The 23,016-nt window shown below is 45.5% G+C and carries 26 protein-coding genes, 1 other RNA gene and 2 pseudogenes; 20 read left to right on the top strand and 9 right to left on the bottom strand.

Features of this window, described 5'->3' with window-relative positions; all coding sequences use genetic code 11:
- Positions 1–9: 9 nt before the first annotated feature.
- Positions 10–1,392, bottom strand: a complete 1,383-nt coding sequence (locus FRZ54_RS18380; protein WP_228462535.1) for a dicarboxylate/amino acid:cation symporter — start codon at positions 1,390–1,392, stop codon at positions 10–12.
- Positions 1,393–2,053: 661 nt separating this feature from the next.
- Between FRZ54_RS18380 and FRZ54_RS18385 the strand changes: the two genes are divergently transcribed.
- From FRZ54_RS18385 to FRZ54_RS18405, 5 genes are all read left to right on the top strand, one after another.
- Positions 2,054–2,581: a hypothetical protein gene (locus FRZ54_RS18385; RefSeq protein WP_147033290.1), complete on the top strand. Its 528-nt coding sequence runs from the start codon at positions 2,054–2,056 to the stop codon at positions 2,579–2,581.
- Between the two features lie 44 nt (positions 2,582–2,625).
- On the top strand, positions 2,626–3,123 hold the full coding sequence (locus FRZ54_RS18390) for an RNA polymerase sigma factor (protein WP_147033292.1): 498 nt from the start codon (positions 2,626–2,628) through the stop codon (positions 3,121–3,123).
- Positions 3,110–3,697: a hypothetical protein gene (locus FRZ54_RS18395; protein WP_147033294.1), complete on the top strand. Its 588-nt coding sequence runs from the start codon at positions 3,110–3,112 to the stop codon at positions 3,695–3,697. The genes FRZ54_RS18390 and FRZ54_RS18395 overlap by 14 nt, the downstream gene beginning before the upstream one ends.
- Positions 3,698–3,793: 96 nt before the next feature.
- Positions 3,794–4,318: a GNAT family N-acetyltransferase gene (locus FRZ54_RS18400; RefSeq protein ID WP_147033295.1), complete on the top strand. Its 525-nt coding sequence runs from the start codon at positions 3,794–3,796 to the stop codon at positions 4,316–4,318.
- Between the two features lie 63 nt (positions 4,319–4,381).
- Positions 4,382–4,615 carry a hypothetical protein gene (locus FRZ54_RS18405; RefSeq protein ID WP_147033297.1) on the top strand — a complete coding sequence of 78 codons (234 nt, stop codon included), beginning with the start codon at positions 4,382–4,384 and terminating at the stop codon, positions 4,613–4,615.
- Between the two features lie 9 nt (positions 4,616–4,624).
- Here FRZ54_RS18405 and FRZ54_RS18410 read toward each other — a convergent pair whose 3' ends face one another.
- The 3 genes from FRZ54_RS18410 to dinB all read right to left on the bottom strand — a co-directional run bounded on the left by FRZ54_RS18410 (position 4,625) and on the right by dinB (position 7,275).
- Positions 4,625–5,038, bottom strand: a complete 414-nt coding sequence (locus FRZ54_RS18410; protein ID WP_147033298.1) for a response regulator — start codon at positions 5,036–5,038, stop codon at positions 4,625–4,627.
- A gap of 270 nt (positions 5,039–5,308) precedes the next feature.
- Entirely contained in the window at positions 5,309–6,031 is a 723-nt protein-coding gene (locus tag FRZ54_RS18415) for a hypothetical protein (protein ID WP_147033299.1), read from the bottom strand.
- A gap of 59 nt (positions 6,032–6,090) precedes the next feature.
- Complete coding sequence (dinB, locus tag FRZ54_RS18420) at positions 6,091–7,275, bottom strand: DNA polymerase IV (protein ID WP_147033300.1); 1,185 nt, start codon at positions 7,273–7,275, stop codon at positions 6,091–6,093.
- A 157-nt stretch (positions 7,276–7,432) separates the two neighbouring features.
- On the opposite strand from dinB, the gene FRZ54_RS18425 reads away from it, so the two are divergent.
- The 12 genes and pseudogenes from FRZ54_RS18425 to FRZ54_RS18480 all read left to right on the top strand — a co-directional run bounded on the left by FRZ54_RS18425 (position 7,433) and on the right by FRZ54_RS18480 (position 17,233).
- A complete protein-coding gene (locus FRZ54_RS18425) occupies positions 7,433–8,047 on the top strand; it encodes a 2'-5' RNA ligase family protein (protein WP_147033301.1) in 615 nt (204 codons plus the stop codon).
- Between the two features lie 139 nt (positions 8,048–8,186).
- Positions 8,187–8,285: signal recognition particle sRNA small type (gene ffs / locus FRZ54_RS18430), an RNA gene on the top strand.
- Positions 8,286–8,425: 140 nt separating this feature from the next.
- Positions 8,426–8,719 carry a GNAT family N-acetyltransferase gene (locus tag FRZ54_RS18435; RefSeq protein ID WP_187359665.1) on the top strand — a complete coding sequence of 98 codons (294 nt, stop codon included), beginning with the start codon at positions 8,426–8,428 and terminating at the stop codon, positions 8,717–8,719.
- Between the two features lie 94 nt (positions 8,720–8,813).
- Positions 8,814–9,773 (top strand): YpdA family putative bacillithiol disulfide reductase, encoded by a 960-nt coding sequence (locus FRZ54_RS18440; RefSeq protein WP_147033303.1) that lies wholly within the window; start codon positions 8,814–8,816, stop codon positions 9,771–9,773.
- 106 nt (positions 9,774–9,879) lie between these two features.
- A complete protein-coding gene (locus FRZ54_RS18445; protein ID WP_147033304.1) occupies positions 9,880–10,530 on the top strand; it encodes a hypothetical protein in 651 nt (216 codons plus the stop codon).
- Positions 10,531–11,007: 477 nt separating this feature from the next.
- Entirely contained in the window at positions 11,008–11,694 is a 687-nt protein-coding gene (locus FRZ54_RS18450) for a GNAT family N-acetyltransferase (protein ID WP_147033305.1), read from the top strand.
- A 59-nt stretch (positions 11,695–11,753) separates the two neighbouring features.
- A complete protein-coding gene (argG, locus tag FRZ54_RS18455) occupies positions 11,754–12,953 on the top strand; it encodes an argininosuccinate synthase (RefSeq protein WP_147033306.1) in 1,200 nt (399 codons plus the stop codon).
- Complete coding sequence (locus FRZ54_RS18460) at positions 12,946–13,296, top strand: cupin domain-containing protein (RefSeq protein ID WP_147033307.1); 351 nt, start codon at positions 12,946–12,948, stop codon at positions 13,294–13,296. The genes argG and FRZ54_RS18460 overlap by 8 nt, the downstream gene beginning before the upstream one ends.
- Positions 13,277–14,289: pseudogene (gene argC / locus FRZ54_RS18465) on the top strand (N-acetyl-gamma-glutamyl-phosphate reductase). The gene FRZ54_RS18460 and the pseudogene argC overlap by 20 nt, the downstream one beginning before the upstream one ends.
- An 11-nt stretch (positions 14,290–14,300) precedes the next feature.
- Positions 14,301–15,437 (top strand): aspartate aminotransferase family protein, encoded by a 1,137-nt coding sequence (locus tag FRZ54_RS18470; protein ID WP_147033308.1) that lies wholly within the window; start codon positions 14,301–14,303, stop codon positions 15,435–15,437.
- A 121-nt stretch (positions 15,438–15,558) separates the two neighbouring features.
- Positions 15,559–16,506 carry a Rossmann-fold NAD(P)-binding domain-containing protein gene (locus FRZ54_RS18475; protein ID WP_147033309.1) on the top strand — a complete coding sequence of 316 codons (948 nt, stop codon included), beginning with the start codon at positions 15,559–15,561 and terminating at the stop codon, positions 16,504–16,506.
- Positions 16,507–16,621: 115 nt separating this feature from the next.
- Positions 16,622–17,233, top strand: a complete 612-nt coding sequence (locus FRZ54_RS18480; protein ID WP_147033310.1) for an FMN-binding negative transcriptional regulator — start codon at positions 16,622–16,624, stop codon at positions 17,231–17,233.
- Positions 17,234–17,266: 33 nt separating this feature from the next.
- Here the strand turns inward: FRZ54_RS18480 and FRZ54_RS24910 are convergent, their stop codons facing one another.
- Positions 17,267–17,650 (bottom strand): NAD(P)/FAD-dependent oxidoreductase, encoded by a 384-nt coding sequence (locus FRZ54_RS24910; protein ID WP_317131589.1) that lies wholly within the window; start codon positions 17,648–17,650, stop codon positions 17,267–17,269.
- The gene (locus FRZ54_RS18485; protein WP_317131590.1) at positions 17,647–18,573 is read right to left on the bottom strand and encodes an NAD(P)/FAD-dependent oxidoreductase; all 927 of its coding nucleotides are present in this window, start codon (positions 18,571–18,573) and stop codon (positions 17,647–17,649) included. The genes FRZ54_RS24910 and FRZ54_RS18485 overlap by 4 nt, the downstream gene beginning before the upstream one ends.
- Before the next feature lie 179 nt (positions 18,574–18,752).
- Here FRZ54_RS18485 and argB point away from each other — a divergent pair, with 179 nt between their 5' ends.
- Complete coding sequence (gene argB / locus FRZ54_RS18490; RefSeq protein WP_147033311.1) at positions 18,753–19,553, top strand: acetylglutamate kinase; 801 nt, start codon at positions 18,753–18,755, stop codon at positions 19,551–19,553.
- A 115-nt stretch (positions 19,554–19,668) separates the two neighbouring features.
- A complete protein-coding gene (gene proC / locus FRZ54_RS18495; RefSeq protein WP_147033312.1) occupies positions 19,669–20,487 on the top strand; it encodes a pyrroline-5-carboxylate reductase in 819 nt (272 codons plus the stop codon).
- A 52-nt stretch (positions 20,488–20,539) separates the two neighbouring features.
- Here proC and FRZ54_RS18500 read toward each other — a convergent pair whose 3' ends face one another.
- Genes FRZ54_RS18500 through gpmA form a run of 3 tightly spaced genes read right to left on the bottom strand, consistent with a single transcriptional unit; the run spans position 20,540 to position 22,104 of the window.
- Complete coding sequence (locus tag FRZ54_RS18500; protein ID WP_147033313.1) at positions 20,540–20,875, bottom strand: hypothetical protein; 336 nt, start codon at positions 20,873–20,875, stop codon at positions 20,540–20,542.
- 2 nt (positions 20,876–20,877) lie between these two features.
- Entirely contained in the window at positions 20,878–21,372 is a 495-nt protein-coding gene (locus FRZ54_RS24535) for a hypothetical protein (RefSeq protein WP_187359666.1), read from the bottom strand.
- Positions 21,373–21,414: 42 nt separating this feature from the next.
- The gene (gene gpmA / locus FRZ54_RS18510) at positions 21,415–22,104 is read right to left on the bottom strand and encodes a 2,3-diphosphoglycerate-dependent phosphoglycerate mutase (RefSeq protein ID WP_147033315.1); all 690 of its coding nucleotides are present in this window, start codon (positions 22,102–22,104) and stop codon (positions 21,415–21,417) included.
- A 152-nt stretch (positions 22,105–22,256) separates the two neighbouring features.
- On the opposite strand from gpmA, the pseudogene FRZ54_RS18515 reads away from it, so the two are divergent.
- A pseudogene (locus FRZ54_RS18515) lies at positions 22,257–22,843 on the top strand (acetate uptake transporter).
- The last annotated feature ends 173 nt before the right edge of the window (positions 22,844–23,016 follow it).

A 23,016-nucleotide genomic window follows, 5' to 3' on the forward strand; every position in this document is an offset into this window, starting at 1 on the left:
TTTAGTCTTTCAGCTTTCTGCTCCAAGTTCCCCCTCCCATTTACTTACCACCGCCGTGGCCAAAGTGTTGCCCAGCACATTGGTTGCCGATCGGCCCATATCCATTATCGGGTCGATGCCAAGCAACAGCGCAATACCGACTTCCGGGATATTGAACATCGATATCGTTCCTGCTATCACAACCAGTGCGGCCCGCGAAACGCCCGCCATACCTTTGCTGGTCAGCATCAGCACCAGCAGCATGGACAATTGCTGCCCGAAACCAAGGTGAATACCATAAGCCTGCGCCAGGAACAACGAGCCAAAGGTCATGTAGATCATCGATCCAACCAGGTTGAACGAGTAACCCAGCGGCAGCACAAAACTCACTATTTTATTGCTGCACCCAAAGTTCTCCAGTTCTTCCAGCACACGCGGGTAAGCCGCCTCACTTGTCGAGGTGCTGAAGGCCACCAGGATAGCATCTTTTACATTGCCAACCAGGGTCCAGGCTTTGCCTTTCAAAACCGAAAAACTTGCGAAGAATATCATGGCCCAAAGAATGGCCAGTCCCAAATAAAATTCGCCGATGAACGTGGCGTAGGTGGCGATAATACCAAGCCCCTCTTTAGCCACCACTGCTGCAATAGCGCCAAATACCGCAATAGGGGCCAGCTTCATCACGTAACCGGTTATCTTCATCACTACGTGTGCAACAGCATCCATAAATTTGATGATGATCTCGCCTTTTTCGCCTATGGCCGCTGTTGCAATGCCGAAAAAGAGGGAGAACACCACGATCTGGAGCATATAGTTATTCGCCATTGCTTCGGTAAAGCTTTGGGGCACCATGTGCGAGATAAAGTCTTTCAATGATATGGCCGATTTCTTGATATCGGTACCTAAGGCACTGTCGGGCAGTGAAAGGTGCATGGCGCTGCCCGGCGAAAACAGGTTGACCAGCAGCATGCCCAGCAATAATGAAACGAATGTGGCCCCGATAAAAAGCAACAAGGTTTTGCCACCTATCCTGCCCACAGCTTTAATGTCACCTACTTTGGCAACGCCGACCACCAGCGTGCTGAACACCAGCGGCGCTACGATCATTTTGATCAGCCGCAAAAAAATATCACTTAATATGGTAAAGCCGACGAGCTTATCGTCTCTTTCGGTACTGTATTGTTGTTTGGCTTTAAGCTGGGCCTTACGCTCTGTTTTTAATTGCGAATATGTGGCTGTTGTGGTATCCGCCGTCCCGGCTATTTGGGCATCGATGGTTTTAATACTTGCCTCGGCAGCGCTTATGTTGGTATTGATCTGGCCGATAACGTTGGTATTGTAAATATAACCGGCGGCTACACCCAGTACCAGGGCTATAATAATATACAGGGTGATCCGACTTTTTTTCATCATTAAACGGGATTGCGAAACTACAATTATTTGGCTACAAACGGGAAGCCCCGATGGGGCTTTTTATTAGGGATGGAACTTTGTGCTACAAACAGGTAGCCCCGATGGGGCAATTTCATTAAGCTAAGCAAGTCGCCCACTCGGCTCACCCGGTCATTGCTTCGCCCGACCATCCTCACTGCTTCGTAAAGAGCGTTAAAACGCCCTCTTTATGCGCAGCAAAGAGAGGGCCGACCAGCGCGTAGCGTCGTCTGGTTGAGTGGACGGAGCGCGTTCATTATCGCTATCCCATCGGGGTCAAAGGTCTATAGAAAAAAAGCATCCCGAAATGCCGGTGGCAAGTTAAAATGTTCATTAAACTAATTTTCTACTGATCTTTAGTGCTACAAACAGGTAGCCCCCGATGGGGCAACCGGAATTATGGTGAACGATAGCATTTCGGTGTATGTTCTTATTCTTGCACTTTTTTTGCCTTGCAATGGAAATATGCATCCTGGCAAAGTCTCGCCGTTATAGGAATCTGGTGAGTCGCGATGCTCCGTAGGAGCTACCTGTTTGTAGAAATCCGGCAATATGCCTGCTCCGTAGGAGCTACCTGTTTGTAGCAAAATAAATAACCATAATATTAAGCTCCGTAGGTGCTACCCATTATATTTGCGCTGGTATGAGCATGAAGGTTTACGGTTTAGCAGATATAAAAAAGGAAATACAATTCCAGGATAAAACCGTTCTGATGGAATTGGTGCTTCGCCTTGCACGCTATAAAAAAGAAAACAAGGAACTGCTGGCCTACCTGTTGTTCGAGGCTGATAACGAGCGAAGCTTTATTGAAAACGTGATCGCCGAAAATGGTTTTATGTTCAGCCAGTTGCCTTCCAACAATTACCAGATGGCCAAAAGCATGCGTAAAATATTACGGTTGCTTAATAAATACATCAAGTTCATGGGTTCGAAAGAAGCCGAGATCGAGTTTTTCCTCAGCTTTTGCCGCAACTATATCCAGTATGCCGACCGGCGCGGTTCATACAAGCCGATGCGCCTGATTTTTACCCGTCAACTGGAGAAGATCAAAAAAGCAATAGAAAAGCTGCACGAGGACCTGCAGTTTGATTACACGCAGGATTACAACGCCATGCTGGAAGACGCGCAGGCGCAATTAAAATGGTTTTACAAGGATGACCACCTGCTGTAACATTTTACGACGGCCTATATCTAACCCATATAAATTTAACTGATTTGAACACCAGGGAAGCGGCATTCAAGCAAATATTTGAAGCTAATTCAAAAAAGATATACCATCTGTGCTATGGTTATACCGGCGATGACGATGCCGCTAACGACCTGCTGCAGGAGACTTTTTTGAAGGTGTGGCAAAACCTGGATAAGTTCCGTAACCAGGCGCAAATATCAACCTGGATCTATCGCATTGCTGTAAATACCTGTCTTACTTATCTGCGTTCGGAAAAAAGACAGGCTAAAGACGAGCTGACCCCACAGATCGCTGAGAATAAGAGGGAGGAGTTTTCGGAGAAGAATGAGCAGGTGGCACTGCTTTATAAGTGTATATCAAAATTGGAAGAATCGGAGAGAATTATCATAACCATGGTATTGGATGAAATGCCGTACCCTGAAATTGCCGACATATCGGGCATATCGGAAGGTAATCTGAGGGTGAAAATACATCGTATCAAACAAAAATTGACAGAGTTATACAACCACTATGAAAGACTTTGATCATTTGATGTCTGTTTGGCAGGGACAGCCAAAGCAGGACCAGTTTTCGGTGGATGAGGCGCTGAAGCAGGCTAAGAAAGGCGTGCGTGGTATCAAGAACCAGCTTTACTGGGGTATTGTGGCCATGATAGCTGTATTGGTACTCACTTTCGTCATCACCTTTTTCTTTGTTTTCCAGTGGTTAACCTACCTTGGGCTTTTTATCATGCTCTTCACCATGGTGCTTTACGCGGCCATGATCATTCGTAACTACCGCATTCTTAACCGACACGATGCTACACGTAACCCCGCCGATTATTTACAGGACCTTAAAGAATACCAGCGCAATCGCACAAAAATATCCGGCTGGTTCTTCTATATCTACCTGTTACTGATCAGCCTGGGGCTGTCGCTTTACTTTATCGAAATATTGCAAAACGCCTCCCCTTTCTACAAGGGGTCGGTATATACCATTACTATCGCCTGGTTCCTTTTCCTTACCTTCTGGTACAAGAAACGTATTTTCAAAAACGAAGAGGAAAAGCTGAACCTGATCATCGATAGGTTAGAGCGGCTGCAGGGGCAATTTGAATAGAAGCTAAAAGCCGAAAGCTGAACGTCCAAAGCTATTTAAAGTTGACAAATGCTTTAAGCTTTACTCTTTTTGCTTTAAGCTTTTTAGCTTTGCGCCATGCCAATGCCCATCACCATCCAATTAGTCCGTCCGGCTGAAGTTGACCAATTGCTTGCCCTTAGCCGCAAAACATTTTACGATGCCTTTGAACATTTGAACAACCCCGAAGATTTTGAGGCTTATACGTCCAAAGCATTTACCCGCGAACAACTGCTGTCCGAGATCGAAAACCCTGATTCTGCCTTTTATTTCGCTGTAATGGATGGTGAACCCGTTGGTTATATCAAGCTGAATTACCGCAACGCCCAGGCGGAATTTCGGGACCCAGCCGGTGTTGAAATAAGCCGTATTTATGTGCACGCCGATCACCAGGGTAAAAAGATAGGCAACCGGCTATTGGATTTCGCCATTAACAAAGCCACTGATGATAAACTGCAATACATCTGGCTCGGCGTGTGGGAGCATAACCTGGACGCGCAGCGCTTCTACGAGCGTAATGGTTTTGTCAAATCAGGCAGTCACGAGTTTGTTGTTGGTAAAGATGTTCAGACCGATTTTTTAATGAAGCGGACGCTGGCTTAACCTTTTACGCAACTATTATCCCGGTTATTTGTTAACTTTATAATAACCAATACAGTTGTTGCCATGAAAGCCATAACCGCCATTATTGTAGCCACGGTCTGCCTGGTTGCCTTTTATATTTTGCTGCATTTTAATGCTGCACCGCTGCTTACTGTACTTCTTTACTTTTCCATTCCAATAACCATCGTTATTATGGTGCTGTCGGTCCTGCTCGATGACAGCAAACCCTACCCGGAATTGGATAATGAAGAATGGGGTTACCAGGATAAAAATAAAGACGAACTGAGCATGTTCTGAATTGATCAGCTACACTTTCAGGGTATCCCAAAAAGATCTTTTATGTGCCATCGGCTTTACTGGTTCGGGTTTAGACAGGCAATTGGATATCGCCGCTATCAATTCGCTATTGTTAAAAGGCTTGTGCAGGTATCCGTCGGCAAGGTTATCGCGGGCTATTTTGGCTATATGCTGATCGGTGGATGTTAGTATAACATTGATGCGCATGGTAACCGGCTCGGTTTTAATTTCCCGGCACAGGTCGCCGCCAAATCCAAATGGCTGCCTGTATTCCAGCAAAATAATGTCCGGTTTTATGCTAATGATCTCGTGCAGTGGTTTCAGGCGCACCGAGCTAAAAAACTCCAACCCCAGGTCCCCGATCGTTGCCTCCAGCAGCTTACTAACGGAAGTGTCACTTTCAATCACCAATATCTTTTTCATAGGTATTATTAGCTAATGGTTAGTGAATCTATATTTTCGAGAAGTATTGTTGCCTCGTAGTTAGCAAATATGTACTGTAAAGATAGCATTTATTCGATTGTAACAAAATCATTACAGGTTTTTTTTCATCGCACATAAAACATTATCGACCAATTACTTACTACTGAAACTTAAAGCTAAATGCTGCTAAGGCTGTGTTTTATTCCGTTTGATTTCCGCCTGGAAATCCTGGGAAAACATGAATCACCACGGGAGTATACCGTCGGAATTTTAGGTTAGGGGATAGATAACTGAAATTAATTGCCCCACGCCACTAATACCAAAAACATCAAAAAATAGCCGTGATAAAAGTATCTTAATTTCTGTTGCATCCTTGAAATTTTGCAGGTTGTATTTGTAAACAAAAGACTCCCTATCCGCATCAAATTTAAATCCCAGGCCTTTAAGCGGATCTGAAATTCTGCCGTCGAACACAAAGTCTGGTTCTTCAGGATCAAACATATTTATGCAGATCAACAAAAAATCATTATCTGTTTTAAATATAATTTGCACGTCATCGTCATCATATATGCCGAAAACAATTTGAAATTTATCAATCTTTCGGGCTACAATATCAAAAATGAGGTCGTCTATTTGCTGACTATCATTGAAAATCACCTTTTTTTGAGATTGTGATTCCAGGTCCAACTTGTTCTTTTTAAGTTCTTCAATCTGTCTATCCGTGAAAAACTTCCACAACGTTTTATTTTCCCTGAAATATTCTGGCGGCTTCTTTAGTGAACGCTCTTGTCTTTTTAGTTCTTGCCTGCGGTTGTGCAGGGGGTCTTTGAATGTATATAGTTTATTCAGCCGGCTTTCTAATTTCATCAACGCTTCAGAATGATGATAGACTATGAGATAATCATAGTCTATCATACTTTGCTTCATCATTTTTTGAATTGATCTTTTTTCGGCTTCTAACGCTGCAATAACAAGGTCTAAATCACTTTTCATCAGGATAAAAATAACAATTACGACCACTTATTCCCAAAAATCCCCTTTCACCTCTCCTATTAATCCCGCATAAACGGGTTAAAGTTCCTTGTGCCAATGTTCATTCCTGCGGCACGGCACACGGTTTTATCACCGAATTTAAAATTGATCTTATCCATGGCCTGGTAAAGCTGCAACTGGCGCTCGTTATCGTCAAAAAGGTTTATCTGGTAGCTGCCAGTGGCCAGGTTGCTCAGCCTTACCCCTATCAGCCGTACCGGCCGGTTCTGGTTCCAGGCTTTGGTCAACAGGTTTTTGATGCCCGGTATCAATATATGCTCGGCTGCGGTCAGGGGTATCTTTTCCTGCTGGGTATGCGTCTCAAAATTGGCAAAGCGTATTTTAATGGCCAGGCAGGATGCCAGCTTATTCTCGCGCCGCAGTTTCGACGATAACTCTTCCGTCATCGAAACCAGTGTGGTTTCAAGCGTGCGGCGGTCGCTCACGTTGTTGCCAAAGGTACATTCCGTCGATATCGATTTACGGTCCGAATGGGGCACCACTTCGCCGTAATCAACACCCCTCGCCTTTTCGTATATCCATAGCCCGTTTTTGCCAAATACTGTTTGCAAAAAACGCAGTTGCACCTTTTGCAGGTCGCCTATTTTCTCAATACCGTATTCATAAAACTTTTTGCAGGTGCTTTCGCCCAACCCGGGTATGGCCGATATGGGCAGCGGCGCTAAAAAAGCCATTTCGCTGCCATGCGGTACAAAAAGCTGCCCGTTTGGCTTGGCCCGGTTAGTGGCCATTTTGGCTATCGTGCGCCCAGACCCCAGCCCGAACGATATAGGCAGTTTGGTTTCCCTGATAATGCGTTGCCGCACCTGCGCCGCCAATTGGTACGGATCGTAAAAACGGTCGGTACCCGTAAGGTCGATGTAAAACTCATCAACCGAGGCCTTTTGGTACAAGGGCACCATCTCGTCGATGATCTTTGTTACACGTTTAGAGTAATCCGAGTAACGTTCGTGGTTGCCGCGTACGCTAATGGCATGCGGGCACAATTTAAACGCATCGCGGCTTGACATACCCGAATGCACCCCAAACTGGCGCGCCTCGTAACTGCACGACGCCACCACGCCTCGTTGCGCATTGCCGCCGATGATGATTGCCTTCCCTATCAGGGATGGATCATACAACCGCTCCACCGATACGAAGAACGAATCGAGATCGATATGCATGATATAGCGTTTGGCCGACATAGCACAAAGTTGAAAAAAGATTTGATATTTTGCTAATTTTTTTAGCAAATTTGAATCGTTAAAATAAGCTAAGAGCTCAAAGCATAAAGTCCAAAGCTTAATTAGGGACCAAACAAATAGCGCTTTCAGCTTTAGTCTTTCGCTTTAAGCTATACAAATGGAAACCTACAAAGACTACATGATCATCCTGACCCCGCCGATACACATCGCTGAACAGGTTAAAAAATACAAACACGCTGCACAACGCCTCATCGGCGATTTTGAAAGCATGCACAGCAAGGCGCATATCAGCCTGAAGCGCCTGCACCGCCAAAAACCTTACTGGACGGAGCCGCTGTTTGATAAACTGGAAAAGGAACTGTCGCTGCTTGAGCCGGTTACCTTGCAACTGAATGGCTTTGCCACCTTTTTGCCGACGGATTTTACAACCATTTACGCTGCGATTCTATCCACGCCGGAAATGGAGGACTGGTTCAAACGCCTGCGCCAATGCCTGGGCGAAAAGAAAGCTGTGCCGCATATCACCATAGCCCGGCAGGTGCCCAACGATAAGGCCCGCAAGCTATGGCCAAAATTTAAGGACCGCCCCTGGAATGAAGAATTCGAAGTAAAATACCTGACTATTCTGCATCGTAGCACGTATGAACACGACCGCACCTGGGAAATATTCAGGCAGATACCTTTTAAAGGCAAGCCGGAGTGGAACGTACTGCCGGAAAAGCGGAAGGAAATTGTTAAGCCAGTGGATGAGAACCAGACAAGCCTTTTTTGAGCGGAAAGCAGAAAGACCAAAGCAAAAAGCCAATTATAATATCCTGTAACAAAAAGCTTTAGACTTTTAGCTTTACGCTTTAAGCTCAAAAAGTAACATTTTCTTAACCCATATCAACCTTTTATCTATATTTGCGCCAGGGTAAGTCTTTTACGACCAGCTCCTCTTGAACTCCCCCAGGGTGGGAACGCAGCAAGGGTAGAGGGTTGTAGCGGTGCGATAAAAGTAGCTTACCCTATTTTTTTTCTTTTCAAAACACGATCTCAGGATTCGCTGGATTTTCAGGATTATCTCATATTATTTATTTGAATTAAGTTTAATCGCTGATTACTTTTACCTTTCGGCGATGATCATATTAATCCATTAAATCCAATAATTGTGTTAATTAAAAACGAAGAGCGCCACCACGCCGGCTCATTTTATGTTGAAGAAGACGGAAAACGTGTTGCCGAAATGCGCTATCTTATTCGCGATGGTATCATGAATATTTACCATACCGAGGTAAAGCCCGATCTTGGCGGTCACAAAATAGGCTTTCAACTGGTGGAAACCGGCGTTAAGTTCGCCCGCGAAAATAATTTACAGATTTTGCCCACCTGCAGCTTTGCCCGGTCGGTTTTTGACCGGACGCCGGAGTTTGCGGATGTAAGGGTTCAGGAGGAAGAAGAATAAAAAAACAGCTGAAAGCAGAAAGACCAAAGCAGAAAGCTTTTTAACGTACAGTAAAAGCTTTGGACTTTCTGCTTTCAGCTTTTAGCTCAATAAAATGCTCGATATACTCATCATAGGCGGTGGCCCCATAGGTTTGGCGTGTGCTTTACAGGCGCAAAAAGCCGGTTTAAGCTATGTTATAGTGGAGAAAGGCTGCCTGGTCAATTCGTTGTACAACTACCCTACTACCATGACCTTCTTCAGCACGTCGGAGTTGCTGGAGATCGGCGGTATACCCTTTGTTACCATCAGCAATAAGCCCAAACGGTCCGAGGCTTTGGAATATTACCGCCGGGTGGCGTTTTCGAACCAGGTCAAAACAAACCTGTTCGAGGAAGTATTATCTGTTACCAAAGCGGACGGACACTACGTTATCGGTACCTCAAAAGATACTTACGAAGCGAAAAACGTGATCGTAGCCACCGGCTTTTACGACATTGCCAATAAGCTGAACATTCCGGGCGAGGAACTGCCCAAAGTGAAACATTATTACGACGACCCGCATTATTACGCCCTGCAAAAGGTCGTGGTAGTGGGCTCGAGTAACTCGGCTATTGACGTAGCGTTGGAAACCTGGCGCAAAGGTGCCGAAGTTACCCTGGTGATACGCGATGCCGAAGTAAGTCACCGGGTAAAATACTGGGTAAGGCCCGATATACTCAACCGCATTAAGGAAGGCAGCATTAAAGCTTATTTTAACTCAAACCTGACCGCTATTCGCGAAGACGAGGTGGATATACTGACCCCGGACGGACGGACAACCATAGCCAACGATTTTGTAATGGCCATGACCGGCTACCGGCCCAACTTTGAGTTTCTGAAAAAGATTGGTATCAACCTTTCAACTGACGCTAAATTACTGCCCGAATACAATAAGGAGACCATGGAAACCAATCTTAAAGGTATCTACCTGGCAGGTGTGGTTTGCGGCGGTATGGATACCCATTTATGGTTCATTGAAAATTCGCGCATACACGCGGAGATGATCGTGAACGATATTGTGGGGAAGAGTTGATCGAGTTAGATTCAGTTTGAAATTTGTTCAACTCAATCAACTACTTAACCCGATCAACTTAATCAACCAATTGCTAACTTAGCCCCCTTTAATACCCTCTGCAACTATGCTGATAAGCTTTTTACGCCCCGATGCCCCGCCTACCTCGTCAAAAACTAATGAAGAATTGCGGGAAAGCATCGACAACCGCGAATACTACCTGCCCGAAACGGTGCTGAATGCCGTAGCCGAACTGCAGCGCCGCGGCCATGAGTTTTTGGATGAGGAATTGCAGGTGATCAACGAGGATATGCAGGCGCGTATGGAGATAGTTGCCGAAACCACCCCCAGCTTTGGGATCATAAATGATAACTACAAGAATGCCCTTGTCGAGGATCCCGACGCCTATGAGTTCTATTCAAGGCGTGTGATCAAAGTATTCACCTTTTTCTTCAGCCCATTCCTTGGCGCTATTTTAATGGCCATAAATATTGGGAAAACAAAAGATTACAATGGCGTAATGCTGGTTTTATTTTTTGGGTTTGGCATCTCTGTTATTGAACAGATTATTGCGGGAGGCCTCGGTCTTGGTGCCGGCGCAACTATCTTCTTTGCCTTCATTAATGCATCGCTCATCGACGCGTTATTCTGGAACAGATACATCGGCAATACCACGCTTTATAAGGCGCGGGCGTATTGGGTGCCATTAGTTATCGGATTACTTTTGTCGGCTTTTGTTGTATGGTCGCTGTTCCAGCCAAAAGGTGTCATAAAATAATTCCCGCTTTTCCCGCACCCAAAGCGGATGGAAAGTATAATTAGGTTGACCGGTTGAAAAGTCAACCTAATCTAACTTACTTTACTTAATCCAACTCCATCAACCAACCCCAAAAGTCAACCTATTCACATTAAACACATTTTTTCTTGCATAAGTTAAAATTAATGCGATACTTTGCATCCGATTTAAAAAACTACAAAAACACGCGATAAAGTGATACAGCAAAGTATACTATGGCAAGTTATCAGGGCCTTATTTGCCCCGGTTTCAATTGTTGCGGTTTCTCCTGTTCCTGCATACAGGCAGGCAGGTTTGCTTACTACCCCTTCCCGACGAAGGCTTTATATCCCCCGGGTTTAATTTTTACTGATCAGTAATAGCCCCCGGAGATGCAAAATATTGCGTCTCCGCCATCAACAAAATTTATCAAATTACGTATTGGCCCCCGGGTCAAAAATTTAACGTTAATTTATTTCAATGACACTACAAGATTTTGATATTCAGGTTGCCTCGGCACAACACGTTGATTTCGCGCAGCTGATCTGCGACGAGATGGCCGAGTCGGCAAAAGCGCGCGGAACCGGCATAGCCCAGCGCTCGCCTGAGTATGTCGCCAATAAAATGCTGGAAGGCAAAGCGGTCATCGCCTTGCATAAGAATGGTACCTGGGCCGGCTTTTGTTATATCGAAACCTGGAGCCATGGCGACTTTGTGGCCAATTCGGGACTGATAGTTAGCCCCGAATTCAGGAAATCCGGTCTTGCAAAAGCCATCAAACAAAAGATATTTCAGCTATCGCGCACCAAATACCCGCATGCCAAGATATTTGGCCTCACAACGGGCCTGGCGGTAATGAAGATCAATTCGGAACTGGGTTACGAGCCGGTTACTTATTCGGAACTTACACAGGACGAGAATTTTTGGGCAGGCTGCAAAAGCTGTGTCAATTACGACATTTTGATGAGCAAGGACCGCAAAAACTGTATGTGCACGGCCATGCTTTTCGACCCGGAGGAAAAGCAAAAAGAATACGAAGATAAAATGAAAAAGATAACGCATAAAGCTACCTTGCTCGAGCGTATCGAAAATGCTATTAAAAAGCGAATGGATAAGTTTGAGCAGAAAGCTGAAAGACTAAAGCTGAAAGCTTCTTTTAAGAATTAAAAAAATTGAGAAAATAAAAGCTTTGGTCTTTTTACTTTAAGCTTTTAGCTAAAAAATATATGAAAAAAAAGGTTGTATTAGCATACAGCGGCGGACTGGACACCTCGTTCTGCTGCATTTATCTGACGAGGGATTTAGGTTTGGAGGTTCACTCGGTTATCGTAAACACGGGTGGTTTCAGTCATGACGAATTATACGCCGTTGAGAAACGCGCTTACGAAATGGGCGTAACATCGCACCATGTGGTTGACGAAACCGAAAACTTTTACAATACCTGCGTGCGCTACCTCATCTACGGCAATGTGTTAAAAAACAACACCTACCCCCTTTCGGTAAGTGCCGAACGTGTGAGCCAGGCAACCGCCATTGCTAACTACGCCAAAGAGATAGGAGCAGAATACGTGGCGCATGGCAGTACCGGCGCCGGTAACGACCAGGTGCGGTTTGATATGATATTCAATATCCTGGTGCCAAATGTTCAGATACTGACCCCGATACGCGATCTGAAACTTAGCCGCGAGGAAGAGATAGCCTACCTGAAAAAGCATGGTGTGGAAATGAATTTCGAAAAAGCTAAGTACTCTATCAACAAAGGCATTTGGGGCACATCGGTTGGCGGTAAGGAAACATTGACATCGAACCTGGGCCTGCCCGAGGATGCATGGCCCACGCCTATGACCGAAACCGGAACCCGGAATATAGAGCTGACCTTTGAAAAAGGCGAGTTGGTAGCGCTTGACGGCAAAAAATACGACCACCCTACCCAGGCAATACAAGCCTTACAGGCCATTGCGCAGCCATACGGCATCGGCAGGGATATACACGTTGGCGATACCATTATCGGCATCAAAGGTCGCGTTGGGTTTGAAGCGGCCGCCCCGATGGTTATCATCAAGGCACACCATACGCTCGAGAAACACGTGTTGACCAAATGGCAGCTTTCGTGGAAAGATCAGTTATCTTCGTTCTACGGTAACTGGCTGCACGAAGGGCAGTTCCATGATCCTGTTATGCGTAATATCGAAGCATTTTTAACCGATACGCAGCAAAATGTAAGCGGTAAAGTGTTTGTTCAGTTGAACCCGTACCGCTTCCAGGTTACCGGTATCGAGTCGGCCCACGACCTGATGTCGAGCAAATTCGGCAGCTATGGAGAAATGAATAATGCCTGGACCGGCGAGGATGTAAAAGGATTCTCCAAAATATTTGGCAACCAGGTAATGATCTATCATAAAGTAAACAGTACAAGCAATGAGTAACCAGGCATTTTCAAAAAATGATTGTGCAAGCCATTATAAGTGGGGCGATGATTGTTACGGCTGGAACTATATCGATACCGATGCATTGTCGGTAAAGCAGGAACTGATGCCGCCGGATACATCCGAGCAATTGCACTATCACGAAAAAGCCACCCAGGTGTTTTTCATATTGAAAGGCCGCGCTGTTTTTACCATCGATGGCGTTGAAACCGAATTGAAGCCCGAACAGGGCATCGAGATAAAACCCGGTCAGCAGCACTTCATCAGCAATAAAGAACAAAGCGACCTGGAATTTATTTTATATTCATATCCATCTACAAAAAATGACCGCATCAACCTCTAAAATACGGGCAGGTATAGTTGGCGGCGCAGGTTATACCGGCGGCGAAATGCTGCGCATATTGGTGAACCACCCCAATGTAGATATCGCTTTTGTGCACAGCAACAGCAACGCGGGCAATTATGTATACGAGGTGCATACCGATCTTTTTGGTGATACCGACCTGAAATTTGCAAGCGATATATATGATGAGATCGATGTGCTGTTTTTATGCGTCGGCCATGGTGATGCCAGGAAGTTCCTGGAAGCTAACGAGATACCGGACAGCATTAAGATAATTGATCTGAGCCAGGACTTTCGTTTAGCGAAAAGCTCAAAGCAGAACGCTAAAAGCTTTGTATACGGATTACCGGAGTTGAACCGGGAAACTATTAAAAATGCGCAGAATATTGCTAACCCGGGCTGTTTTGCTACTTGTTTAGAATTGGGCATGCTGCCGTTAGCGGCTAAAGGTTTATTGAGTAATGATATTCATATTACAGGCACCACAGGTTCAACCGGTGCGGGACAAAGCCTGCAAGCCACTACACATTTTACCTGGCGGAACGACAACCTGTCCATATACAAAGCATTTGAACACCAGCATTTGAATGAGGTTAATCAATCTTTGAATCAATTGCAGCCGGGTTTTACTCCCCCTTCAGGGGCATGGGGGGCATCAATTTCATCCCCTATCGCGGCGATTTTACCCGCGGTATCATTGCATCGATTTATATGGATTGCGAGCTATCCGGCGATGAAGCTCTGAAGTTATTTGAAGATTATTACGCAGGTCACCCTTTTACCCATGTTACTAAAAGGAACATCGACCTGAAACAAGTAGTGAATACCAACAAATGCTTTATACAGGTAGCCAAACACGGCAATAAGGTACTGATTACAAGCATTATAGACAATTTACTTAAAGGAGCGTCGGGCCAGGCGGTTCAGAATATGAATTTGATGTTTGGGCTTAATGAAACAGCAGGGTTGAAACTAAAAGCAACGGCTTTTTAACTATTATAAGAATGAAATTATTTGACGTATATCCGATCAATCCGATCAACATTGTAAAAGGTGTTGGCAGCCTTGTTTATGATGACAAAGGCACGGAGTATCTCGACCTTTACGGCGGTCATGCGGTTATATCTATTGGCCACACTAACCCGCATTACGTAAAGCGATTGGAGGACCAGCTACACCAGATAGGCTTTTATTCGAATTCTGTCGAGATCCCACTGCAAAAGGAACTGGCTGAAAAGCTGGGCCATGTATCCGGCAAGGAGGATTACCAGTTATTCTTGTGTAATTCAGGCGCCGAGGCAAATGAGAATGCTTTAAAGCTGGCTTCGTTTCATAATGGTAAAAAGAAAATAGTTGCTTTCAGGAAATCATTTCATGGACGTACATCTTTGGCTGTGGCCGCTACAGATAACCCTAAGATAGTAGCCCCGGTAAATGAAACTGATAATGTGGTCTTCCTCCCATGGAACGATGAGGCTGCTTTGGAAAAGGCATTCAACGAAAACGAGGTTTCGTCCGTAATTATCGAAGGCATACAGGGTGTTGGCGGCATTATCGTAGCAAGTGAAAGCTTTCTGCAAAAGATCAGGTCGCTTTGCGATGCGCACAATGCGGTGTTTATAGCCGACTCGGTACAATGCGGCTATGGGCGGACAGGTAAATTCTTCTCGCACGATTTTGCCGGTATAAATGCCGACATCTATACCATGGCGAAAGGTATGGGTAATGGCTTCCCTATAGGTGGTATTATTATATCGCCCAAAATTCAGCCGTCGTACGGTATGCTGGGTACAACTTTCGGCGGTAATCACCTCGCTTGTGCCGCCGGTTTGGCTGTATTGGAAGTAATTGAAAGAGATAACCTGTTGCAAAACGCGGCAACCGTAGGCGGCTATTTGACGGAGGAGTTAAAGAAATTTGAGCAGGTGAAGGAAGTACGCGGCCGGGGCTTAATGATCGGTATTGAAATGCCTGAGGAACTGGCAAACGTACGTAAGGATTTGCTTTTCAAGCACCATATTTTTACCGGCGAGGCTAAGCCGAACGTCATCCGTTTGCTGCCGGCGCTTAACTTAACCAAAGCACACGCCGATAGGTTTCTGGAGGCCTTTAGTACCGTACTGAATTATCAATTAACATAAATAAACAGCTTGTCATTTCGACGAGGAACGAGGAGAAATCTTATACAAGCGAATAGCGGGTTATGCATAGCCTATAAGATTTCTCGTTATCACTCGAAATGACATTGGTTTTATAAGACCCATGAAACTTTTTTCCTCCGTTCACGATGTTACCGATATCAATGCACTGGCAAAAGAGGCATTGGAATTGAAACGCAACCCGTACTCGCACACGCACTTAGGTAAAAACAAAACCCTGGCGCTTGTATTTATGAACCCCAGCCTGCGTACGCGCATGAGCACGCAAAAGGCCGCTATGAACCTTGGCATGAACGTTATGGTGCTGAACATAGACAAGGAAGGCTGGGCGCTGGAGTTAAAGGACGGCGCCGTAATGAACGGAACAACTGTTGAGCACATCCGCGAAGCAGCAGCTGTAATGGGTGAATATGCGGATATCATCGGAGTACGCTCTTTCCCTGGTTTGAAGGACCGCGAACTGGATTACAGCGAAGACATATTTAACAAATTCGTCAAATACTGCGGGGTGCCGGTGGTTAGCCTGGAATCGGCTACGCGCCACCCGCTGCAAAGCCTGGCCGATTTGGTAACCATAGAGGAACTTAAGACCAAAGCATATCCAAAAGTGGTATTAACCTGGGCGCCTCATGTTAAAGCTCTGCCGCAGGCAGTGCCCAACTCTTTTGCCGAGTGGATGTGCCGCGCCGATGCGGATTTCATCATCGCGCACCCTGAAGGCTATGCTTTGAGCACCGAATTTACCCGGGGCGCCGCCATCACCCATAACCAGGAAGCAGCCCTTGCCGATGCCGATTTTATCTACGTGAAGAACTGGTCGGCCTATGAGCCTTACGGCAAGGTGATGCCCGGCAACGAAGACTGGATGCTGACCAACGAAAAGCTGAGAGCCACCAATAATGCCAAAGTAATGCACTGCCTGCCCGTGCGCCGTAACCTGGAACTATCTGACGAGATACTGGACGGGCCAAATGCTGTCGTGGTACACGAAGCCGGTAACCGCGTTTGGGCCGCGCAAGCGGTGTTGAAACGGATGCTGGAGGGGTCATAGTTGAGTGAGTTAAGTTGTTGAATGGCTTGATTAAGTTAAATGAAAGTCAAGATTTAAAAACGGATTTCAAACTCAATCAACATAATCTAACTTAGTCAACCCGATCAACCAGGCGATGTATACACCTTCCTTCAATAGCTTCACCGATAGAAAAGACATCATCACCTTCATGCAGCGGTACAGTTTTGCGGCTATCGTTACCGTTGTGGATGATGTACCGATTGCTACTCACCTGCCCTTTTTGGTGAAGGAAGATGGCGATAAACTTTTCCTATATTCGCACTTTGCAAAAGCGAATCCGCAATCGAAAGAGATATTTGATAAAACATCGCTCGTGATTTTTGCCGAGCCGCATGCCTATATCTCCCCATCCAATTACGAAAAGGAAACGAACGTGCCTACCTGGAACTATATAGCCGTGCACGCTTATGGCAAAGCGACATTACTTGAAAGCGCTCAGCAAAAGACCGAACTGCTGAAACATACCATCAATGCTTTTGAGGCGGGTTATTTGAAACAGTGGGAAGGGTTGCCCGACGACTATAGATCCAGGATGATGAATGGTATCGTCGCATTCGGGATAGAAGTGACCGACCTGCAGGCCAAGAAGAAACTGAGCCAAAACCGGGCTGAAGTTGAAAAAGATAATATCATCCAATCCTTGGAAAAAAGCGCCGACACCAATGAGCGTGAGATAGCGGCTTATATGAAGCAATTGAAACACTAATTCTTCTTAAGACTCTTGACTACGGACTTAAGACTATAATTCCTTCAGATCCGGCTCCGGCATCCTTGTTTTTGCATTATAGAAACGAACGATCAGGCGGTTATCCGTATTGCGGGTGAAATATTTAGCTGCCCAGCTTACAAATACGCTTAGCTTGTTCGAAAATCCCACCAGCGACATCAGGTGCACAAACATCCATAATATCCACGCTACCAGGCCGCCAAAATGCAGCTTCCAGATATCGGCTACAGCTTTGCTTTGCCCGATGGTGGCCAATGAGCCTTTATCGAAATACTTGAATGGCTCGGTGGGCTCGCCGTTCATCAGGTGTATAATGTTTTTGGCCAGGTGCTGCCCGGTTTGAATGGCTCCCTGCGCCATGCCCGGTATGCCGTTGGGGGTTTCGGGAGTGATCATGGCTGATACATCCCGATGGCGAAAATATCACGATACCCCACTACCCTGTTTATTTCGTCAGTTTGTATCCTGTTGCCCCTGGTTAGTGCACCTGCGGGCAAGCCGCCGGGCATCTCGCCCATTACGCCTGCCGCCCAAAAAACATTGCGCGTTTTTATTACCGTTCCGTCATCTATCTTGAGTTCAAGCCCGTCGTAGCTTTTTACGTGCACACCATTGTGTATCATCACCCCCATCTTAAGCAGGTACTTTTTCGCCTTTGCCGATGCATAGGCCGACATCGCCCCTAACACTACGGGCTTCCCCTCAACCAGGTAAACCTTCATATCTTCTTCGCAAAGCGAGGGATAATCCTTACATAATACGTGATTGCGCAACTCAGCCAGCGAGCCGGACAGCTCAACCCCGGTAGGGCCGCCACCTACTACCACAAAGGTGAGCAGCGCTTCGCGCTCTTCGAAACTTTTCTCTACAACGGCTTTCTCCAGGTTTTGCAGCATATAGCTGCGGATATTCAACGCCTCGCCAACATTCTTCATTGGCATCGCGTGATTTTCTATTTCCTGGTTACCAAAAAAGTTGGTGTTGGCGCCGGTTGCTATCACCAGGTAATCGTAAGAAACATCCCCCAAACTGGTTGTAACAGTATGCTTTTCGGGGTTGATGGTTTTTACCTCGCACATATTGAAGGTAAAGTTCTTCTGGCCGGTAAATATACGCCTGAACGGGAAAGCGATAGAATCCGCCTCGATAGAACCCATGGCCACCTGGTAAAGCAAAGGCTGGAACGTGTGGTAATTGTGCTTATCGAGCAGCAGGACATCCACGGGTTTATTTTTCAGCTTTTTAGCAAGGTTTATCCCGCCAAAGCCCCCGCCAATAATTACAACGCGTGGCCTTGCCGCCGATTGGGTACTATCCATAGATATTTTGTTTGCGATGCAAAATAAGGCATAAAACCTGTTTAATAAACAAATACCTGCTACAATTAATATGTTTTAAATAAATACAGGCTAATTAGTATTTTTAGCGGCTTGATAGCCTCTCTCTAAATCCCTCTCCAATGGAGAGGGACTTTTAATTGTGGTCGATAGCCCAAATAATGAATAAACAGCAATTACATATTATCAAGATCGGCGGAAACGTAATAGACAATTCGGAAAGCCTGCATCATTTCCTGAAGGATTTTACCGCGCTTGATGGTTACAAGATATTGGTGCATGGTGGCGGCAAGGTAGCCACGCAGCTATCTGAAACGCTGGGTATAGAGCCCAAACTGGTTGACGGCCGCAGGATTACCGATATTGAAACATTGCGGGTAGTTACCATGGTTTACGGTGGACTGATCAATAAGAATATCGTAGCACAACTGCAACGTTTTGGAACGAATGCCATAGGTTTAACCGGCGCCGACGGCAATTTTATCAGGACCAAAAAACGTCCCGTAAAAACGATTGATTATGGTTTTGTGGGCGACATTGACAAAAAATCGATCGACCCGAAAAATATAGGAAGATTATTAGATGCGGGGTTCACCCCTGTTTTTTGTGCCATAACGCATGACGGCGAAGGGCAGTTGCTGAATACCAATGCTGACACGATCGCATCGGCGATGGCCGTTGCGCTGGCTAAACTTTATGATACCACGCTGATCTATTGTTTTGAAAAGAAAGGCGTTTTACATGATATCAATGATGAAGAATCAGTTATCCGCGACATCGACCCTGAACGCTACGAAGAACTAAAAAAACAGCAGATCATCCACAGCGGCATGCTGCCCAAACTGGATAATGCATTTACCGCTATCAATTGCGGCGTAAAAGCGGTTATCATCGGCCGGTCGGACGATTTGGGTCAGCTGAAAAATAAACAACCATTTGGTACGAAACTTTCTTTGAGCTGAAAGCAGAAAGACCAAAGCCGAAAGCTTTTGAGTTATATAATAAGGGAAGAATTTTAATTAAATTATAGAAGGGAAAAGCTTTTAGCTTTCTGCCTTCAGCTTTAAGCTAAAAAAAATGAGCACAACAAAAACCATAGCCATATTAGGCAGCGGCAATATCGGCCTTTCATTAGCCAAAGGACTGGTTAAAGCAGGTATTTATCAGCCCGAGCAGATAACGCTGACCCGCAGAAACACAAAGGCCCTTTCGACGCTTGCCGATAACGGGTACAAAGTTACATCAGACAACTCGGCCGCTGTAAAGGACGCAGATATAGTCGTACTGGCCGTATTGCCGCAACAATTAAATAAACTGCTGCACGAGATAAAGCCAGCCATATGGGAGCAAAAACATTTGCTGATATCCGTCATATCAGGCGTAACCTGTGCTGATATCCGCCAGCAGCTGGCATTGGAGGTGCAGGTAGTGCGTGCTATGCCGAATACGGCTATCGCAATCGGCCAGTCCATGACCTGCATCGCGACGGATAATGCCTCTGCCGAAAACATGGGTACGGTAAAATCGCTGTTCGATACAGTTGGCGTTACCATACAGATCAACGAGGAACTGATGACCTCGGCCACTGCTTTATGCGCCTGCGGCATTGCCTTCTTCCTGCGTTCCATACGCGCAGCTTCACAGGGTGGCACTGAGATCGGTTTCCATGCGCACGATGCCTTAAAAATGGCTGCTCAAACCGCCAAAGGCGCTGCGGATCTGTTGCTTCAGCTTGCGTCGCACCCCGAACAGGAAATTGATAAGGTGACATCGCCCAAAGGCTGTACAATAGCCGGGTTGAACGAAATGGAGCATAATGGTTTTAGTTCGGCTATGATAAAGGGGATCAAGACCTCTGCGGAGAAAGCCGCGGTTTTGTATGATAAGGAAGGGTGATCTTGAGGTGAAAGGGTAAAGGTGAAAGGGTAAAGGTTTTATTTCGAATGTCTTAGGATTTCATATTGTTTTTTGCGATCAGGGCGTAGACTATGCCGCTTGCGACAAAGCCTATCGGAAATATGATCTTCCCCGGGAATATGAATGCAGATATTATCGCCAGCAGAACTCCAAGCCCGACTTTTAACAAGCCAGAATAATATAACGGCTCATTGGCTTTTACCTTTTCCTGTTTTTGCTGAATGCTCATGTTACTGATAACCTGGGTTATCAATTCCTCCGGGATACCCAGTTTTTCCAGCCTGGCGCGGATAACTTCATTATCCATCCCGGCTTTTTTCAGGCGCATCCCCTCCATGTAGGCCTTGTTTTTTAATCCTTCGTCCATAATTATGTTTTTTGTTCTGAGGCTATACTATAATTATTCAGCGTTTCCAATAGTGCATTTTTATGAATATCGATCAAATCGAGCCGAATTTTAAAGGGTGTGTTTTGGGTCACGGTAAAATATAGTTTTCCATAAATTTGGCTAAAAAGGTTTGGCATCCTATCCAGGTAAACTAACGGGTCATAAAGCACTATATGTAGCATAGTTCCATCGTTCACCATTTCGTCGATATCGCTCCACAGAAACTTCAGGTTATATTTACGAACGAACACAAATGACTCATTAATTATAAGCATCGGTTTCCGGTTGACCACCACAGCAAGAAGTCTTGCGAATTGCACCCATATTATACACGATAAACCAAGCCAGATTGCAGGAATAAAATAATTATGTGAAAACTGGGCACCTTTAAAAACGCCTATCATCCATATGATGGCTAATAATGAAAAAACCAGTTGGATATAAAATTTCCCGTTAGATTTTGAATATAGGTTCATGTTAAGGATTAGCGTTGCAGCTTAAATATAAGCAACTATTCTTTATTCCAAATAATAATGCTTAATCCTGTTCAAATCATCATCCAGCTCATACACTAAAGGTACGCCTGTCGGCAGATCAAGCTGGGTAACCTCCTCGTCCGAAAGGTGGTCTATATACTGGATCAGCGCGCGAAGGCTGTTGCCGTGCGCCGATACAATTACTTTTTGCCCAAGTTTGATCGCCGGCACAATACTTTCGTGCCAAAAGGGCAATACCCTGTCCATGGTTTCGGCCAGGTTCTCGGTAAGCGGCAATTCGCGTTCGGTCAGATGTTTGTAGCGGATGTCTTTGCCCGGGTAGCGATCGTCATCTTTGGTTATCGCTGGCGGCAGTTCGTGTGGGTCGCGGCGCCATTTGTGTACCTGCTCTTCGCCATATTTTGCAGTAATTTCGGCTTTATTCAGTCCCTGCAGCGCCCCGTAAAACCGCTCGTTCAATCGCCACGATTTTTGTACAGGTATCCAAAGCAGATCCATTTCTTCCAGCACAATATGCAATGTCTTGATAGACCGTTTCAGCACAGAGCAAAAGCCGGCGTCAAAAGTGTACCCGTACTTTTTTAAAAGCTGGCCTGCGTGTTTTGCCTGTTGATATCCATTTTCGGACAAGTCGACGTCCGTCCACCCCGTAAAACGGTTTTCCTGGTTCCATATACTTTCGCCGTGGCGTATCAATACGAGCTTTTGCATTTTGTAAAGGTAAAAGGTGAAAAGTGAAAGGCGAAAGGTATTTTCAGTGAAATATGCAGATGGCACACAAACTGGAAAGCTTTTACCTTTCTGCTTTTAGCTTTCACCTTTTTTACTATCTTGCAATATAAACCAACTAAACCCAAATTACTATGATACCAACAACTCCGGTCCCCGCAAAGGATGGGACCGCCAACCCTGCGCCATTGGGCCTGTGCGCCTTCGGCATGACAACCGTATTGCTCAACCTTCATAATGCGGGCTTTTTTGAACTGAACTCCATGATACTTGCTATGGGCATTTTCTATGGGGACTTGCCCAGGTTATTGCAGGAATTATCGAGGCGAAAAAGAACAATACATTTGGTCTTACTGCCTTTACTTCCTATGGCTTTTTCTGGCTTTCGTTAGTCGGGCTGATATTAATGGGTAAATGGGGATGGATAGACGGCCCGAAGGATAATGCCATGGTTGCTTACCTTTCTATTTGGGGCCTGTTCACTTTCTGCCTGTTCTTTGGTACATTAAAGCTGAACAAAGCGCTCCAGTTTGTATTTGGTTCGTTAACTATTCTGTTTGTACTTTTGGCCGTTGGCGATTCCACGGGCAATGCTTCTATTAAGCATTTGGCCGGCTATGAAGGTATTATTTGCGGCTTATCGGCAATTTATACTGGTATCGCTAACGTATTGAACGAGGTATACGGAAAGACCGTGTTACCGATAGGGCCGGTTAAATAGCCTGGATCAGGGTTTTCAGAATTGAAAATGTAACGGGAAGCGTTTTTAACATTACATCTACCGGGAGGCACCTACGGAGCCGTTAATCAAATTTGTTTATGCTATAAACAGGTGACTCCTCCGGAGTTATATGATAAATCGGCCCGATAGTTCCAACGGAACTACCTGTTTAT

It is taken from the genome of Mucilaginibacter ginsenosidivorans, assembly GCF_007971025.1.
GTDB classification, from domain to species: domain Bacteria; phylum Bacteroidota; class Bacteroidia; order Sphingobacteriales; family Sphingobacteriaceae; genus Mucilaginibacter; species Mucilaginibacter ginsenosidivorans.